A 15,907-nucleotide genomic window follows, 5' to 3' on the forward strand; every position below is an offset into this window, starting at 1 on the left:
GTCGGAGCAGGACGGAGCTCAGTCCTCGCCGCGCAGCGAGAACGACCGCAGCCGGTCACCCGCGAACCACACGCCGACCACCGTGACGACCGCGCTCGCACCGATCGCCCACGGCAGGTTGGCCGGGTCGGGCAGCTCGTCCGACAGCGCATGGGCGATGCGCACGCCCCACTGGCTGATGCTCAACCAGGCGATGCCGGTGAACAGGTTGCCGAGCAGGCTCTCCCAGATCAGCACGAACATCAGCGACGCGATGACCGCGTGCCGGGTGACCGCGGAGATCGCGAGGAACAGCGCCGAGTACGTCGTACCGGCGACGGCGGCGCCGACGAGGAGGGCGACCGCCCGGGCGCTGTCGCCGGTGATGAGCGCGGCGACGAAGATCGGCAGCGACCCGGCCACCAGCGTCGCACCCAGCGCGACCAGCCACTTGCTGATGGCGATGCCGTAGCGGCTGACCGGCTTCGAGAGCAGGTAGACGATCGATCCGTCGTCGACCTCGGGCCCCAGGACCGAGGAGGAGGCGAGGATGGCGACGAGCGGCAGGACGAGCGTGTAGCCCAGTCCCGGGACGATCTCCCAGGCGGCGTCGCCGTCGGTGAGCGCGGTGACCAGGCCGACGAGGCCGATCAGCAGGACCGGGAAGGCGAGCAGCAGGTAGAAGCGGCGGCGGCCCAGCAGGGCCTGGAGCGCGAGCTTCGCAATGGTCGAGTTGATCATCGGGCCACCAGGTAGGCGAACACGCTCTCCAGCGACTCGTCGCTGGGGGAGAGCTCGAACAGGGTCACGTCGTGCTGCCGGGCCAGGCCGGGGAGCTCGACGGCGAAGCTGCCCAGGTCGCCGACCTGGACGTCGAGGTGGTCACCGCGCAGGCTGACCGCCCGCACCGACTCACGCGCCATGAGCGCGGCGCCGAGGGCGCGGTTGTCGCTGGACTGGATGGCGTAGCGCACCGGTCGGTCCGTCATCAGCCGACGGATCGCGCCGAAGTCGCCGGAGGCGGCGTGCCGACCGGACACCACGACCTCGATGTGGCGGGCGAGGCGCTCGACCTCCTCGAGGATGTGGGAGCTGAAGAGCACCGTGCGGCCCTCGTCGCCGAGCCGGCGGAGCAGGTCCATCAGGACCATCCGCTGGCGCGGGTCGACGCCGTTGAAGGGCTCGTCGAGCAGCAGGACCGAGGGCTGGTGCACGAGCGCCGCGGCGATCTTCACGCGCTGCCGCATGCCCTTGGAGTAGGTGTCGAGCCGTCGCGAGGCGGGCTCGACCATGTCGACCGTGGCGAGGACCCGCTCGGTGGCCTCCGCGGCGTCGGGAAGCCGGTGGAGGTCGGCGTTGGCGCGCACGAACTGGCGACCGGTGAGGTAGCCGAAGCTCAGCTCGCGCTCGGGCACCAGCCCGATCTGGCGGTAGATCTCGGTGTTGCGCCACACGGGCTGGCCGTCGAGCGTCACGTGCCCGGCCGAGGGGGCGAGGAAGCCCGCCATCATGGCCATGAGCGTCGTCTTGCCGGCCCCGTTGGGACCGAGCAGGCCGGTGACGCCGGGACCGATGGTGAGCGAGACGTCGTTGACGGCGACGACGTTGCCGAACCAGCGCGAGGCGGAGTCGAGGACGAGGTTGCTCATCGCGAGCCCACCTTCCGGAAGCGGGCGACCAGCCCGAGCAGGCAGCCGCCGACGAGCAGCACGGCCACCAGGGCGTAGGCCAGCGGCCAGGCGCCCTCGACCGGCGCGAAGGTGTCGACGCCTGCGTCCCAGGCGTTGGCGAGACCGTTGTAGAGCGACCACGGCGAGAACAGCCCGACGGCGGTGGCGGCCGAGGCGGCGTCCTGGTCGGCCGAGATCGCCTGTACGGCGGTGATCACCCCGGTGAGGACGATGAGCGCCATCACCGACCCGACCACCGCGAAGCCGCGGCGCAGGGACACCGACGAGATGAGCCCGGTGATGCCGGCGATCATCATCGCGAGCAGGACCTGGAGGACGACCGCCTTGAGCCACGACGTCGTCTGGTCGCTCTTGTCGATGCCGGCCAGCAGCGCGCCGAGGTAGAGCAGGAGCGTCGGTACCGCCATGAACAGCCAGACCGCGACGGTCAGCGACAGCCACCGGACCATCGAGAACACCGGTGCTGCCAACGGCCGCGCGAGGTAGAGCACGATCGAGCGGTGCCGCAGGTCGCGGGAGAACAGCACCGGCGCCTGGGCCGCGGCGAAGAGGCTCACCAGCAGCTGGGTCTGGTTGGTGTAGTCGGCGTAGGAGATCGGCAGCGCGCTGCCTCCGGTGAGCACCACGACGCCGACCACGATGAGCGCGGGCAGCACCGACATCCCGAGCAGGAGGAAGGGCATCACCTTCGACTTGCCGGAGCGCCCCAGGCCGTACGCGTGGCGCAGGCCGGTGACGAACAGCGTGCGCGCGATCGTGGGCGTGCCGTCGCGTACGCCGTCGTAGTGGCGGTAGCCGAGGTCGTGGATCACGCCCGGGCGGCTCTGCCCGATCTGGGGGGTGTCAGACATGGGTACCTCCGTCGAGGAAGACGTCCTCGAGGTGACGGCGGTCGGGCTGGAGCCGCATCAGGCCGAGGCCGAGCTCGGCGGCGACGTCGCGGACCAGGTCGTGGGCGACGCCCTCCGCGGCCAGCTCGGGAGGTGGTGGGTCGATGGCGACCATCGGACCGCGCGGCCGGCAGGTCAGCCCACGCTGGGCGAGTGCCTCACCGAGGCGATCGCGCTCGGTCTCGGTGCCGACGACCTCGACGAGCAGGCTGCCGGTGCGTTGGAGGAAGTCACCGGTGGCGCTCGACCGGAGGAGGTGCCCGCCGTCCAGGACGATCACGTGGTCGCTGACCTGCTCGAGCTCGCCGAGCAGGTGGGAGGTGACGAGCACGGCGATCCCGAAGTCGCTCCCGATGCGCTTGACCAGGTCGAGCATGTCGTTGCGCGCGGCCGGGTCGAGGCCGTTGGTCGGCTCGTCGAGGAAGACCAGCTGGGGGTCGTGGGCCAGCGCCTGCGCGAGCTTGGCCCGCTGCTTCATGCCGGTGGAGTAGCCGCCCATCGGCCGGTAGCGCTCCTCGTCGAGCCCGACGTGACGCAGCACGTCGGCGGCCCGCTCGCGCGCGGCCGAGGCGCCGAGGCCGGACATCCGGGCCATGTGGACCGTGAAGTCGCTCGCGCTGACGTCGGGCGGCAGGCAGTCGTGCTCGGGCATGTAGCCCACGAGGCGCCGGATCTCCTGCCCGTCGTGCTCGATGTCGTGGCCGAGCACGCGCGCGTGGCCGCCCGTCGGCTCGAGCAGGCCGAGCAGGATCTTGATCAGCGTCGACTTCCCGGCACCGTTGGCGCCGACCAGTCCGGTCACGCCGGAGCCGACCTCGACCGTCAGGTCCGTCAGCGCGTGGACCGCGCCGTAGTGCTTGGTGAGGCCCGCGGTCGTGATGACCGGCCCGGGCCCGATGAGTTCCCCCGTCACGTCCGTCACGCTAGCGGCCCGTCCGGCCCGGGGCATCAGGGATCGCCCCGATCGCGTGTGGAGGTCTGGTGAAGATCGACCGGTCAGGACGTGTGGCGATGCGGTCGTCCGGGCGACCACTTCGTCGCACGTCCCGCAACGTCATACGGACGGGGCAACCGCTTGCCCCTTCCGTATGACGTCCCGCGCTTCGCCTCTAGTCTGTTCCGCACATTCCCCGGTTGGTCTGCCGGCAGGGCCCGCCTGACTTTGAATCAGGACTAGCGACGTAGGTTCGACTCCTACCCGGGGAGCCGATACTCGCTGGCGTCGCCGACCGACGACCGCGAGGATCGGAGCGATGCCCACCCCCGCGACGTACGACGACCTCCTCACGCGGACGCGCGCGCTGATTGACGCCACCGGGAGCGGCGTGCCGGTCGTCGGGATCAGCGGCCACGGCGGCGCGGGCAAGTCCACCCTCGCCCTGCGGCTCGCCGCCGACCTGGGGATCACCGAGGAGCAGGTCGTGGCGACGGACGCGTTCCACGCGACGACGTGCGGTCCGGACGCGGGGATGTGGGAGCAGACCGACTGGGCGCTGGTCGAGCGGGTGGTGCGGACGGCGCGCGAGGGAGGGGAGCGGCTGCGCTACGACTACCGCTGGTGGTCGGGGGAGACCGGTGCCGAGGACCACCCGATGCCAGTGGTGCTGATCGTCGAGGGCATCCGGTTGTTCCACGACCGCACGACGAACTGGTTCGACCTGAGCGCCTGGATCGACATGGATGCCGACGAGGCGGGCGCGCGGGCGGTGGCGCGCAACGTCCTGCAGGGCGACGACGAGGCCGAGCTCGCGCTGTGGGACACCAAGTGGATCCCGGAAGGTCGTGACTACGAGCGGCTCGAGCGTCCTCAGGAGCGCGCCGACCTGGTGATCAGGGCCGAGCGGTGACGGGCGCGTCGACGACCCGGGCCAGGAACGCGCGGTAGTCGGCGGCACTGCGTCTCGGCACCTCGAGCATCGGCATGTGCCCGGCCTCGGGGTAGGTGACCGTACGGGCGCCGGGGATGCCGTCGGCCCACACCCGAGCAGTGCTGCGGTGCACGAGCCGGTCCTGCTCGCCCCACATCACCAAGGTCGGCGCAGCGATCTCGTCCAGGCGGTCGTCGAGCGTGTCGCGCTGGAAGAAACCGTGGAAGATCTCCTCGAGCTCGTCGCGTCGCGCGACGTAGTCCGCAGCGATGGCGGCACGGATGAAGCCCGGCACGAACGGAGCCTTCGCCATCGTCATGGCGTAGAACTCCGGGAAGAGAGCGACGTCGTCGAGCAGGAACGGGTTGCGGCCCTCGCGGAGGACGAGCTCGGCGTCGCTCGGCTCGGGCGACGTGACCCCGACGGCGTCGCTCAGCAGCAGCGAGCGCACCAGGTCGGGCCGGGCGACCGCGAGGGTGGCGGCCACGAAGCCCCCCATCGAGTTGCCGGCCACGTCGGCGTGCTCCACGCCGAGGCCGTCGAGCAGGGCCGCCACGCGCGCGGCCTGGGCCGGAGCGGAGAAGTCGGTGCCCGCGGTGAACCCCGTGGCGCCGTGGCCGGCGAGGTCGGGGATCAGCACTCGGTGGTCGCGCTGCAGGTGGCGCGCGAAGCGGACCCACACCACGCGGTCGGCGGTGTAGCCGTGCAGGAGCACCACGACGGGCGCGTCGGCGGGACCACCCTCGAGGACGGCCAGCTCGGTGTCCCCGGCGTCCACGCGGCGCTCGCGCAGGCCGTACGCCCTCGCCTCGGCTCGCGTGATGAGCGAGTAGAGGCGCCCGGCCAGGGCCGTGCGGTTCATCGGGCAGCACGCTTCCGGACGACGCCGGTCATCAGGCGCTGGTAGCCGGCGGGCGCGACGCGTCCCATCACGTCGATGAGGCGCGCATCGGGCCCGATGAGGACGCGCCGCTTGTCCTTGCGCACGCCCTCGACAATGACCTCGGCCGCCTTGGCGGGCGAGGTGATGAACGACTTCTCGAAGTCGTGCGCGGCGGCGTCCGAAGGCTTGCCCATCGCGGCCGCGGTGCTCGCGTCGGTGCGGGCGGCCCGGGCGATGTTGGTCTTGATGCCGCCCGGGTGGACGCAGGTCGCGCTCACGCGGGAGCCGGTGAGCTCGAGGTCCTGGCGCAACGACTCGGTGAACCCGCGTACGGCGTACTTGCTCGCGTTGTAGCCGCTCATCAGCGGCTGGGCGGTGAGCCCGAAGACGCTGGAGATGTTCACGACGTGGCCCTCGCCCGACGCCTCGAGGTGGGGGAGGAACGCCTTGGTTCCGTGGACGACGCCCCAGAAGTTGATGCCCATGATCCAGCGGTAGTCGTCGGTGGAGAGGGCCGCGACGGTGCCGGAGAGCGCGACGCCGGCGTTGTTGAAGACGAGGTTCGCGCGGGCGTGGTCGGCCACGACCTGGTCGGCCCAGCCGAGCACGGCCGACTCGTCGGCGACGTCGACGACCGAGACCGTCAGCGCCCGCGCACGACCGCCGAGCAACCGCTCGGTCTCCGCGAGTCCTTCCGAGGAGACGTCGGAGATGGCCAGTCGGCACCCGCGGCCCGCCAGCTCGAGGGCGAGCGCCCGGCCGATGCCGGAGCCCGCTCCGGTGATGGCGGCGACCTTGTCGTCCAGCTGCTGCATGACGTCCTCTCGACAGATGGGCTTCGACTGTAAAGCCGTCGCGCCCCTGTCTGCGCGTCGGGTGACGAGGCTCACGTACCCCGGTCCGGCCGTGGACCGGGCCCCGCCGCCTCAGTGACAGACTGCGGGTCATGGACAACCTCACCGTCATCGTCCTCGCCGCAGGCGGCGGCACCCGCATGAAGTCCAAGACCATGAAGGTGCTGCACCCCATCGCCGGGCGCTCCATGATCGGGCACGTCCTCCGTGCCGTGCAGGCCGTCGAGCCGAGCCGGGTCGTCGCAGTCGTCGGCCACCAGCGCGAGCAGGTCGGGCCGCACATCATCGAGCTGCTGCCGACCGCGGTCCTGGCGGTGCAGGAGAAGCAGGAGGGCACCGGGCACGCCGTACGGATCGCGATGGAGGCCGCGGGCACGACCACCGGCACCGTGATCGTCGCCGCAGGTGACACCCCGCTGCTGGAGGGCGAGTCGCTGCGCACCTTCGCGGAGGAGCACGAGGCGGCGCAGCGCGCGGTGAGCATCCTGAGCGGCCGGGTGCCGAACCCCTTCGGCTACGGCCGCATCGTGCGCAACGCCGAGGGCGACGTCGAGGCGATCGTGGAGGAGAAGGAGGCCACGCCCGAGCAGCAGGCGATCGACGAGATCAACTCGGGGATCCTCGCCTTCGACGCCGAGTTCCTGGTCTCCGCGCTGCCGCGGATCACCAACCGCAACGCCAAGGGCGAGTACTACCTCACCGACGCCGTCCACCTCGCCCGCGAGGACGGCCTCACCGTCGGGGCCCACCTGATCGACGACGTGGCGCAGACCGAGGGCGCCAACGACCGCGCCCAGCTCGCCGAGCTCGGCAGGGAGCTCAACCGCCGGATCGTGACCCGCTGGATGAAGGACGGCGTCACCGTCATGGACCCGGCCACGACGTGGATCGAGGCCGACGTGGTGATCGAGCCCGACGCGACGATCCTTCCCGGCACCCAGCTCCTCGGCGCGACCATCGTGCGTGAGGACGCCGTGGTCGGTCCGGACACGACGCTGAAGGACTGCGAGGTCGGCGCCGGCGCGCGCGTCGTACGGACGCACGGCGAGCTCGCCGTCGTCGGCGACCGCGCCACCGTCGGGCCCTTCGCCTACCTGCGCCCCGGCACGCAGCTCGGCGTCGGCGGGAAGATCGGCGCCTTCGTCGAGACCAAGAACGCGCGGATCGGCGACGGCGCCAAGGTCCCGCACCTGTCGTACGTCGGCGACGCGGAGATCGGCGAGGGCACCAACATCGGCGCCGGCACGATCTTCGCCAACTACGACGGCGTGGCCAAGCACCGCACGACCATCGGGCGCCACGCGCGGACCGGGTCCAACAACACGTTCGTCGCGCCGGTGACGGTGGGCGACGGCGCGGGCACGGCCGGCGGCACCGTCGTACGCCGCAACGTGCCGCCGGGCGCCCTCGCCGTCAGCAGCTCGCCGCAGCGCAACCTCGAGGGCTGGACCGAGTCGAAGCGAGCCGGCACGGCGCAGGCGGAGGCCGCGCGAACGGCTCGTGAACAGCAGGAGACGACCGAGGGCTGACCCCGGGCTCGCGGATGGCCCCGGCGTGGGCCAGAATCGTGCCCAGCACCTCCGAACACCCTCGAAGCTGCTGCCACAGCGAGGAGTCGCGTCGCGTGACCGGAATGAAGCGGACCACCGAGAAGAACCTCATGGTCTTCAGTGGACGGGCCTATCCCGAGCTCGCCGAGGAGGTCGCCGACCTCCTCGAGTGCGGGCTCGTCCCGCAGGACGCGCGGGCCTTCGCCAACGGCGAGCTCTACGTCCGCTACGAGGAGTCCGTGCGCGGGTGCGACGCCTTCGTGATCCAGAGCCACACCGCTCCGATCAACGAGTGGATCATGGAGCACCTGATCATGGTCGACGCCCTCAAGCGGGCCTCGGCCAAGCGGATCACGGTCGTCATGCCGTTCTACGGCTACGCCCGGCAGGACAAGAAGCACCGTGGCCGCGAGCCGATCTCGGCACGCCTGGTCGCGGACCTCTTCAAGACCGCCGGCGCCGACCGCCTCATCACGGTCGACCTGCACGCCGACCAGATCCAGGGCTTCTTCGACGGCCCGGTGGACCACCTGATGGCGCTGCCGATCCTCACCGACTACGTCAAGGAGAAGTACGGCGACCAGGAGCTCGCCGTCGTCTCCCCGGACGCCGGCCGGATCAAGGTCGCCGAGCGCTGGTCGGCCCGCCTCGGCGGCGTACCGCTCGCGTTCATCCACAAGACCCGTCGCATCGACGTGGCCAACGAGGTCGTCGCCAACCGGGTCGTGGGTGAGGTGACCGGGAAGATCTGCATCCTGACCGACGACATGATCGACACCGGCGGCACGATCGTGAAGGCCGCCGAGGCGTGCATGGCCGACGGCGCCGCGGGCGTGATCATCGCCGCGACCCACCCGATCCTCTCCGACCCCGCGGTCGACCGCCTCAAGAACTCCACCGCCATGGAGGTCGTGGTCACCAACACCCTCCCGGTGGCCGAGGAGAAGCAGTTCGACAAGCTGACGACCCTCTCGATCGCCCCGCTGCTGAGCCGCGCGATCCGGGAGGTCTTCGAGGACGGGTCCGTCACCTCGATGTTCGACGGCCACGCCTGATCGACCAGCAACCAAGGGCGTTCAGCCGACGAGGTCGCGTACGTCGACCTCGTGCAGGCGGTCGCGGTAGCGCCACCACCAGGAGTGGAGCAGGCTGATCGCCTCCATCCCGAGCCGCAGGTCGGGAGACAGCTCGCCCCGCGGCGAGGAGCGCAGCCACGCGCGCAGCTCGGGGTCGACGAGGCCTCGCAGCGGACCGCGCGCGATCCTCTTGCGGTGGGCGTCGACCGCCGGGTCCGAGCGCCACACCCGCGGCAGGTGCGGCGCGCGCCTCTCGGCCGTGGCGGTCGACGGCAGGCGTCCGATGTGGGGGGCGAGCGCGTCGAACGTCGCCACGTAGAGGTGGTCGAGGTCGCGGGCCTCCGTGGTCGCGGCGAGCGAGGTCACGACGAAGTCGTTGCCGATCGCCGGCGCCACCACCGAGGCGCGCTGCCCCAGCAGCCCGGTGGCGTACGACGCCACGCCCCGCACCGTCCGCGTGCGGTAGAAGGTGAGGCGGGTCTGCTCCGGCGCCCCTTCGAACTGCTCAGCGACACCGAGGAAGAGCGCGCGCGCCCGTTCCTCGACCGGTCCGCGCAGGTGCTCGGTCAGGGCCAGGTGTCCACGGCCGTATTGCCGCATGCTGTCGAAGAGCGCCAGGCTCGCCCGCCGCGCGTCGTCGCGGTCCAGGGTCTCCTCGACGAAGAAGCGCGTGCCGTGCCCGAGCATGGTGTCCATCGCGAGGCCGTCGGTGATCGGCAGGTCCTGACGCGCGACGTGGCGGGAGAGCGGCACCAGCCAGGCGTGGTCCACGAACTGGTGCTCGACCAGCCTGGCGCGCGCCTGCCAGTTCGCCGGGTAGTCCGCGGGGTCGGCCGCGAGCCGCTCCTGCTCGAGACCGAGCGCGTCGGCCACCGGCCGGGCCAGGTCCTCCTCGTGGGTGTCGCCCTCGTCGTCGGCGACGCTGATCGCCCGCGACGCGAGGCCCGCCTCGGCGAACGTGCACGCCAGCATCCGGGAGTCCCGGCCGCCGCTGAGCGGCACGAGGACGGGACGGTCCACCGCCTCGGCGGTCTCCAGGAGGATCCGGGCGAGCGCGGCTCCGGCCTCGTGCCGGTCGAGGTGCTGCTCCACGTCGAGCCAGGGCCAGGGCGGCGACTCGAGGACTGGCCGGCCGCGCTCGACGGACAGGGTCGAGTACGGCTCGAGACGGCGGATCTCGGCGAACGGCGTACGGTCCCCGGCCGGGAAGCGCACCGCGATGATCGAGGACCAGGCGTCCCAGTCGATCGTGAGCGGCCCCGGCGCGGCCTGGACGAGGGGGTCGATGCGCGAGGAGAAGTAGACCGCGTCGCCGTCGACCATCCAGTAGACCGCCCCGATGCCGTTGATCGAGGAGTGCAACCGGCGCTTGCGGCCGTCGAGCACCAGTCCGCACGCCCCGGCGGTCGAGGCCTGCTCCCACGTCGTCGGACCCGCACGCCACGGCTGGCCCTCGATCCAGCCGAGCCCGCCGTGCCGCCGGTCCCCCCACCGCAGTGGCTCGCGGTCCAGGGCCAGCGTCGCGGTGCGGTCCTCGTGCTGGATCCGCACGTCCGCGCCGAGCGCGGCGGCCATCCGGCGCACCCGGTCGCGGTCGTGACGACCCAGCGCGCCGCAGACCAGGGGGCTGCGCAGGCCGCCGAACACGGCACGCCCCTGCGTCGTCATCCGCGGAACCGGGTCAGAGGGTGCGGTCGAGGTCGTCGAGAGAGTCGTTCCACGACCGCGCCAGGACGGTCGGCACGTCGCCCCCCGCCAGCGCCTGGGCCACCGCGGCGCGCAGCTCGCGGCGTACGTCCGGGGTGAGCGGCAGCTTCGGGAAGGCGTCACCGATGAGGTCGGCCATCGCCTGGCCCGAGCGGCGGGCCAGCTCAAGACCCTCGGCGACATAGCGCGCGAGGTAGGGGTGCACGAGGTCGGCCTGCTCCCAGCCCCAGAAGCCGGCGCCGACGGCGTCGAGCTCGTGGTTGCCGAGCTCGCCGCTCATCAGCCGCTCCCACGCCTCGGCTTTGGCGGCCTCGGTCGGCACGAGCGCGCGCGCGGTGAGCGCGGCGTGGTGGCCGGAGACCGACTTGTCGCGCTCGGCCTCCGCATCGACGTACGACGTCTCGCCGAGCTCGGCGAGCCGCTGGACGGCCGCCCAGCGGACGCTCTGGTCGGCGTCGTCCTGGCCGAGCAGGTCGACGAGGCGCTGGGTGTCGGACGTGAGGCGGGCGTGGACGCGGGAGGCCCCGGGTGCCAGGGCGGGGTCGCCCCCCTCGGTCGCCTCGCGCGCGATGTCGGCGATCACGGCGAGGTGCCCGGCCACCGAGTCGGGGGTCGAGTAGCGACGCGCGATCGTCTGGAGGCCGCGCATCACGCCCTCGAACACCAGCGGGTGGGTCTCGGGGCGCAGGTGCCGGTCGGCGAGCGCGATGATCTCGTCGACGCCGATGACCTGCGACTCGCAGAGGTCGATCGCGGTCCACCACAGCATCGCCCGCGTGAGCTGCGACTCGACCGATGACAGGCCGGCGGTGATGGCATTCCACGACTGCTCGTCCGGTCGGATGACGGCGAAGGTCTCGTCCCCCGCGTTCGGTACGACGACCCGGCCGGCGAGCTCCTCGAGCCGCACCGGCTCGTCGCCGAGCTGCACGTCGCGGAAGTCGACGAGCCTCATCGAGTCGTCGTACGCCGACACGGTGAGGCGGTGCGGGCGGGTCCCCTCGCGGGTCAACACCGGTACGTCGCCGTCACGCGTCACGACGAGCGTGTCGAAGCCGGTCGTGCGCAGCCACTTCTCCGCCCAGGCGCGCACGTCCTGCTCGCTCTCGGCGTCGAGGGAGTCCAGGAAGTCGGCGAGGTCGGCGTTGCCGAACGCATGGGTGGTGAGGTGCCGGTTCACGCCGGCGAGGAAGTCGCGCTCACCCAGCCAGTGGCCGAGCTGCGCCAGCGTCGCGTTGCCCTTGGCGTAGGTGATCATGTCGAAGTTGGCGAAGGCCGTGTCGACGTCGACGATCTTCTCGGTGTCCTCCGCGATCGGGTGCGTCGAGCGGCGGCGGTCGGCGCGGTAGCCGGCCGGCTTGCGGGTGATGGCGGCCGACGTCCAGGCGTCGGTGTAGCCGGCCGCGGTGCCCGAGACGTCGTACCCCATGAAGTCGGCGAACGACTCGTTGAGCCACGAGTCCTCCCACCACTTCATCGTCACGAGGTCGCCGAACCACATGTGCGCCATCTCGTGGGCGATCGTCGAGGCGATCCACTCGCGCTCGAGCTCGGTCGGGGTGCCCTGCACCAGCGTCTCGTCGCGGTAGACGACGCAGCCCGGGAACTCCATCGCGCCCCAGTTGAGCCCGGGTGCGAAGACCTGCTGGAAGTCGGCGTAGGGGTACTCCGGCTCGAAGACCGTCGTGTAGTGCTGGAAGCACGCGCTGGTGATCCGCCTGAGCTCGTCGGCGTCACGGCGCAGCTCGCGCTCCTGCGACGCGCGGGCGTGCCAGCCGAACGGCAGGGTGCCGCCGGGCGCGGGGGCGTAGGGCTCGTCCCACGTCACCGAGACCCATGGTCCGCCGACGACGGTGAAGAGGTACGACGAGAACGGCGGCGTCTTGGTGAACCTCCACGTGTCGCCGTCGCGGGACTCGAGCGCGCCGTTGGCCAGCACGGTCCAGTGGGACGGCGCGGTGACCGAGAGCTCGAAGGTCGACTTGATGTCGGGCTGGTCGAAGCAGGGGATCACCTTCTGGGTGATGTCCATCGAGGTGTGCGCGCAGACGTAGCGCTCGCCGTCGGCGGGGTCGATCGTCTCGGTCATCCCGTCGCCGTCGTGCACGTACGGCATCCGCGCGGTGACGCGGACCTCGTTGGTCTCGCCGAGGTCGCTCAGCGCGATCCGCCCGTCGGCGTACGGCGCCTGGCGCCCGTCGAGGGTCACCTCGCGGCCGCCGTTGAGCTCGAGGAACGTCGAGGCCCCCGGCTGCGTGCAGCCGAACGAGATCGTCGCCTCGACCCCGAAGTCCTCGGTCGAGGTGAGGTCGAGGTGGACCACCGTGTGGACGTCGGTCAGCAGGACGGCGCGCTCGCGCGCCTCGGGGAGCATCAGGGGCACGCGGCCACCCTAGGCGGACGGCCGCGGGCCCGGCATCCGGGATTCGACCCCGCCACGCGACCGGGTCTAGAGTTCTCGGGTTGCCTCGGCGAGGGAGCCCACCCGAACGACTGGGACTCCGTGATCGACTGGGCCGGAACAGCTCCGCTGCGCCGCGCTCACGATCCGGAGCGCGGCGTTCGTCGTCTCCGGCCGAGGCCCCTGACCCCCTACACGTACGGAGAAGCAGATGTCTGACGTCGAGAAGATCGCGGCCGAGGCCCGCACCGAGTTCGGCAAGGGTGCCGCGCGCCGCATCCGCCGCGACAACAAGATCCCCGCGGTCATCTACGGCCACGGCAACGAGCCGGTCCACGTGATCCTCCCGGGTCACCAGACGATGATGGCCCTCAAGCACGGCGGCGCCAACGCGCTCCTGTCGCTCACCATCGACGGCTCCGAGCAGCTCGCGCTGACCAAGGACGTCCAGGTCGACCCGATCCGCCGCGTCATCGAGCACCTCGACTTCGTCGCCGTCAAGCGCGGCGAGAAGGTCACCGTCGACGTCCCGGTGCACGTCGTGGGCGAGGCCGGTCCGGAGACGCTCGTCGTCACCGAGAACGCCGTCGTCGCCGTCGAGGCCGAGGCCACCCACATCCCCGAGGCCTTCGAGGTCTCGGTCGAGGGCGCCGCTGCCGGCACCCAGTTCCTGGCCAAGGACCTCGACCTGCCCTCGGGCGTCACCCTGCTCGCCGACGAGGACCTGCTGGTCGTCAACGTGACCGAGCAGATCTCCGCCGAGGCCCTCGAGGCCGAGCTCGAGGAGGCCGAGGCCGACCTCGGCATCGAGCACGACCCGTCCGACGAGGAGATCGCCGAGGCGCAGGAGGAGGCCCAGGCCGAGGACGCCGCACAGGAGTCCGGCGACGCCGACGGCTCGTCCGACTCCGAGTGACCTCCGGCGTCCCGTGGTGCGCATCCACCATGGGATGTCGATGAATGGGCACTTCCCCGTGTCAATTGACCTGGGGAGGTGCCCATTCGCCTACGCACCGTGGTGAAGGAGCTGCTCCCGGGACTGGAAGGATGGACCGCGTGAGCGATGCACCCACCTCGGACGTCTGGCTGGTCGTCGGGCTCGGCAACCCCGGACCGGGCTACGCCGGGCACCGCCACAACATCGGGTACATGGTCAACGACGAGCTCGCGAGCCGGATGGGCTCACCGTTCCGGTCGCACAAGTCGGGGCGCGCCGACGTCGTCGAGGGCCGGCTGTCCATCGGCGGCCCGCGCGTGGTGCTCGCCCGCGGCCGCGGGTACATGAACGAGTCCGGCGGCCCGGTCAAGGCGCTCGCGACGTTCTACAAGGTCGCCCCCGACCACATCGTCGCGATCCACGACGAGCTCGACATCGCCTTCGGGACGTTGCGGATCAAGCTCGGCGGCGGCGACAACGGCCACAACGGCCTCAAGTCGATGCGCTCCTCGCTCGGAACGGGCGACTTCTACCGGGTCCGCGCCGGCATCGGCCGGCCGCCCGGTCGCCAGGACGTCGCCGACTTCGTGCTCTCGAACTACTCCACCGTCGAGCGCAAGGAACTGCCGTTCCAGATCGGCGACGCGGCCGACGCGGTCGAGTCGCTGATCACCGAAGGCCTCGAGAAGACCCAGCAGCGCTTCAACTCCTGACGAGGGCCGTCGATAGGGTTGTGACCATGATCGATCCCTCTGCGCTCGACGACCACGCCTTCGCCGTCTGGGCGGCCGAGCGGGCCGGCACCGTCCTGCTCGACGTACGCGCCGGAGCCGAGGCGGACGGCCTCGAGGGCAAGGCCCTCAAGGACGCCGGCGACGCCGCGGCGCAGGCCGAGCTGGACCGGGTGCTGACGCTGCACCGGCCCGACGACGCGGTGCTCTCGGAGGAGGCCGCGGACGACAAGTCCCGGCTGACCGCACGCCGCGTGTGGATCATCGACCCGCTCGACGGGACGCGCGAGTTCTCCGAGCCGCCGCGCGACGACTGGGCCGTCCACGTCGCTCTCTGGGAGGACGGCGACCTGGTCGCCGGCGCCGTCGCCCAGCCCGCGCTCGGCGAGACCTTCAGCACCGGACGGCCGAGCACGCTGCCGCCCCGCACCTCCGAGCGCCCGCGCATCGCGGTGTCGCGCAGCCGGCCGCCGGCCTTCGTCGAGGCCCTCGCAGCTGAGCTCGACGCCGAGCTCGTCCCGATGGGGAGCGCCGGGGTCAAGGTGATGAGCGTCGTGCGCGACGTCGCCGACGCCTACGTCCACGCCGGCGGGCAGTACCAGTGGGACAACGCCGCCCCGGTCGCCGTCGCCCGCGCGGCCGGCCTGCACTGCAGCCGCGTCGACGGCTCGCCGCTCGTCTACAACGAGGACGACACCTCGTTGCCCGACCTCATCGTCTGCCGCCCCGAGCTCGCCGAGCAGATCATCGAGTTCGTACGACGCCACGGGACCGACTGACGCTGCCCCCCGGGTCTCGTGGCGGTCGCCGCGCGACCTCCTCGACCAGCGGACATCGCCTTATCGGGTTGCGTGCGCACGCCTGCCTTGCCAGCGTGGCGCGCATGACCTCCTTCGTCTCGCACACCACCGTCGACTGCCGCAACGCCTTCGAGCTCTCGGAGTGGTGGAAGCAGCTCCTGGGCTACGTCGACCGCGAGGGCGACCCCAACGAGCCGGGGCACGAGGAGTGCGAGATCCACGACCCGGAGACCGGGCACACGATCCTCTTCATCGAGGTGCCCGACGAGGAGCTGCCGGCCAAGCGGATCCACTTCGACCTGCGCCCGCGCGAGGGGACGCGCGACGGGGAGGTCGAGCGGGTGCTGGCGCTCGGCGCGGTCCAGGTCGACGACCAGCGCGGCCAGTACGGCCCGGGCACGGGTTGGGTCGTGTTCGCCGACCCGGAGGGCAACCAGTTCTGCATCCTTCGCTCACAGGGTGAGGTCGACGCCGGGCCGCCCGCGTCCTGAGACCGACATGAAATGGCGACGACCCCCGGTGGACCGTGTCCGCCGGGGG

Annotated in this window: 15 protein-coding genes and 1 tRNA gene; 8 read left to right on the forward strand and 8 right to left on the reverse strand. The window is 71.7% G+C overall.

The genetic code is table 11. The features are described 5' to 3' along the window. Positions 1 to 18: 18 nt before the first annotated feature. The 4 genes from L2K70_RS02790 to L2K70_RS02805 are packed head-to-tail and all read right to left on the reverse strand — an operon-like array spanning position 19 to position 3,473. Positions 19 to 720, reverse strand: coding sequence for an ABC transporter permease (locus L2K70_RS02790; RefSeq protein ID WP_236398662.1), 702 nt, complete (start codon positions 718 to 720; stop codon positions 19 to 21). Further along, positions 717 to 1,628, reverse strand: coding sequence for an ABC transporter ATP-binding protein (locus L2K70_RS02795; protein ID WP_236398665.1), 912 nt, complete (start codon positions 1,626 to 1,628; stop codon positions 717 to 719). The genes L2K70_RS02790 and L2K70_RS02795 overlap by 4 nt, the downstream gene beginning before the upstream one ends. Further along, entirely contained in the window at positions 1,625 to 2,521 is an 897-nt protein-coding gene (locus L2K70_RS02800) for an ABC transporter permease (RefSeq protein WP_236398668.1), read from the reverse strand. Before L2K70_RS02800 ends, L2K70_RS02795 begins: the two co-directional genes overlap by 4 nt. Beyond that, positions 2,514 to 3,473 (reverse strand): ABC transporter ATP-binding protein, encoded by a 960-nt coding sequence (locus L2K70_RS02805; protein ID WP_236398671.1) that lies wholly within the window; start codon positions 3,471 to 3,473, stop codon positions 2,514 to 2,516. Before L2K70_RS02805 ends, L2K70_RS02800 begins: the two co-directional genes overlap by 8 nt. 214 nt (positions 3,474 to 3,687) lie before the next feature. On the opposite strand from L2K70_RS02805, the gene L2K70_RS02810 reads away from it, so the two are divergent. Further along, positions 3,688 to 3,766 (forward strand) — tRNA-Gln (locus tag L2K70_RS02810). A gap of 47 nt (positions 3,767 to 3,813) precedes the next feature. Further along, complete coding sequence (locus L2K70_RS02815) at positions 3,814 to 4,407, forward strand: uridine kinase family protein (RefSeq protein ID WP_236398674.1); 594 nt, start codon at positions 3,814 to 3,816, stop codon at positions 4,405 to 4,407. On the opposite strand, the gene L2K70_RS02820 is transcribed toward L2K70_RS02815, so the two are convergent. Both L2K70_RS02820 and L2K70_RS02825 read right to left on the reverse strand, forming a co-directional pair. Continuing rightward, on the reverse strand, positions 4,391 to 5,290 hold the full coding sequence (locus tag L2K70_RS02820) for an alpha/beta fold hydrolase (RefSeq protein WP_236398676.1): 900 nt from the start codon (positions 5,288 to 5,290) through the stop codon (positions 4,391 to 4,393). The genes L2K70_RS02815 and L2K70_RS02820 overlap by 17 nt on opposite strands. Next, the gene (locus tag L2K70_RS02825; protein ID WP_236398679.1) at positions 5,287 to 6,126 is read right to left on the reverse strand and encodes an SDR family NAD(P)-dependent oxidoreductase; all 840 of its coding nucleotides are present in this window, start codon (positions 6,124 to 6,126) and stop codon (positions 5,287 to 5,289) included. The genes L2K70_RS02820 and L2K70_RS02825 overlap by 4 nt, the downstream gene beginning before the upstream one ends. 131 nt (positions 6,127 to 6,257) lie before the next feature. Between L2K70_RS02825 and glmU the strand changes: the two genes are divergently transcribed. Both glmU and L2K70_RS02835 read left to right on the forward strand, forming a co-directional pair. Further along, the gene (gene glmU, locus L2K70_RS02830; protein ID WP_236398683.1) at positions 6,258 to 7,694 is read left to right on the forward strand and encodes a bifunctional UDP-N-acetylglucosamine diphosphorylase/glucosamine-1-phosphate N-acetyltransferase GlmU; all 1,437 of its coding nucleotides are present in this window, start codon (positions 6,258 to 6,260) and stop codon (positions 7,692 to 7,694) included. A gap of 104 nt (positions 7,695 to 7,798) precedes the next feature. Continuing rightward, entirely contained in the window at positions 7,799 to 8,770 is a 972-nt protein-coding gene (locus L2K70_RS02835) for a ribose-phosphate diphosphokinase (RefSeq protein ID WP_236399401.1), read from the forward strand. Between the two features lie 21 nt (positions 8,771 to 8,791). On the opposite strand, the gene L2K70_RS02840 is transcribed toward L2K70_RS02835, so the two are convergent. Further along, positions 8,792 to 10,459: an asparagine synthase-related protein gene (locus tag L2K70_RS02840; protein WP_236398686.1), complete on the reverse strand. Its 1,668-nt coding sequence runs from the start codon at positions 10,457 to 10,459 to the stop codon at positions 8,792 to 8,794. Positions 10,460 to 10,472: 13 nt separating this feature from the next. Next, positions 10,473 to 12,872 carry an aminopeptidase N gene (pepN, locus tag L2K70_RS02845; protein ID WP_236399403.1) on the reverse strand — a complete coding sequence of 800 codons (2,400 nt, stop codon included), beginning with the start codon at positions 12,870 to 12,872 and terminating at the stop codon, positions 10,473 to 10,475. Between the two features lie 238 nt (positions 12,873 to 13,110). Here pepN and L2K70_RS02850 point away from each other — a divergent pair, with 238 nt between their 5' ends. The 4 genes from L2K70_RS02850 to L2K70_RS02865 all read left to right on the forward strand — a co-directional run bounded on the left by L2K70_RS02850 (position 13,111) and on the right by L2K70_RS02865 (position 15,858). Next, positions 13,111 to 13,815 (forward strand): 50S ribosomal protein L25/general stress protein Ctc, encoded by a 705-nt coding sequence (locus L2K70_RS02850; RefSeq protein WP_236398690.1) that lies wholly within the window; start codon positions 13,111 to 13,113, stop codon positions 13,813 to 13,815. A gap of 131 nt (positions 13,816 to 13,946) precedes the next feature. Further along, positions 13,947 to 14,549 (forward strand): aminoacyl-tRNA hydrolase, encoded by a 603-nt coding sequence (gene pth / locus L2K70_RS02855; protein ID WP_236398693.1) that lies wholly within the window; start codon positions 13,947 to 13,949, stop codon positions 14,547 to 14,549. 26 nt (positions 14,550 to 14,575) lie between these two features. Further along, positions 14,576 to 15,346, forward strand: coding sequence for a 3'(2'),5'-bisphosphate nucleotidase CysQ (locus tag L2K70_RS02860; RefSeq protein ID WP_236398695.1), 771 nt, complete (start codon positions 14,576 to 14,578; stop codon positions 15,344 to 15,346). A 104-nt stretch (positions 15,347 to 15,450) separates the two neighbouring features. Continuing rightward, positions 15,451 to 15,858 (forward strand): VOC family protein, encoded by a 408-nt coding sequence (locus L2K70_RS02865; RefSeq protein WP_236398697.1) that lies wholly within the window; start codon positions 15,451 to 15,453, stop codon positions 15,856 to 15,858. Positions 15,859 to 15,907 lie beyond the last annotated feature (49 nt).

This window comes from Nocardioides potassii (assembly GCF_021648885.1).
GTDB lineage: Bacteria > Actinomycetota > Actinomycetes > Propionibacteriales > Nocardioidaceae > Nocardioides > Nocardioides potassii.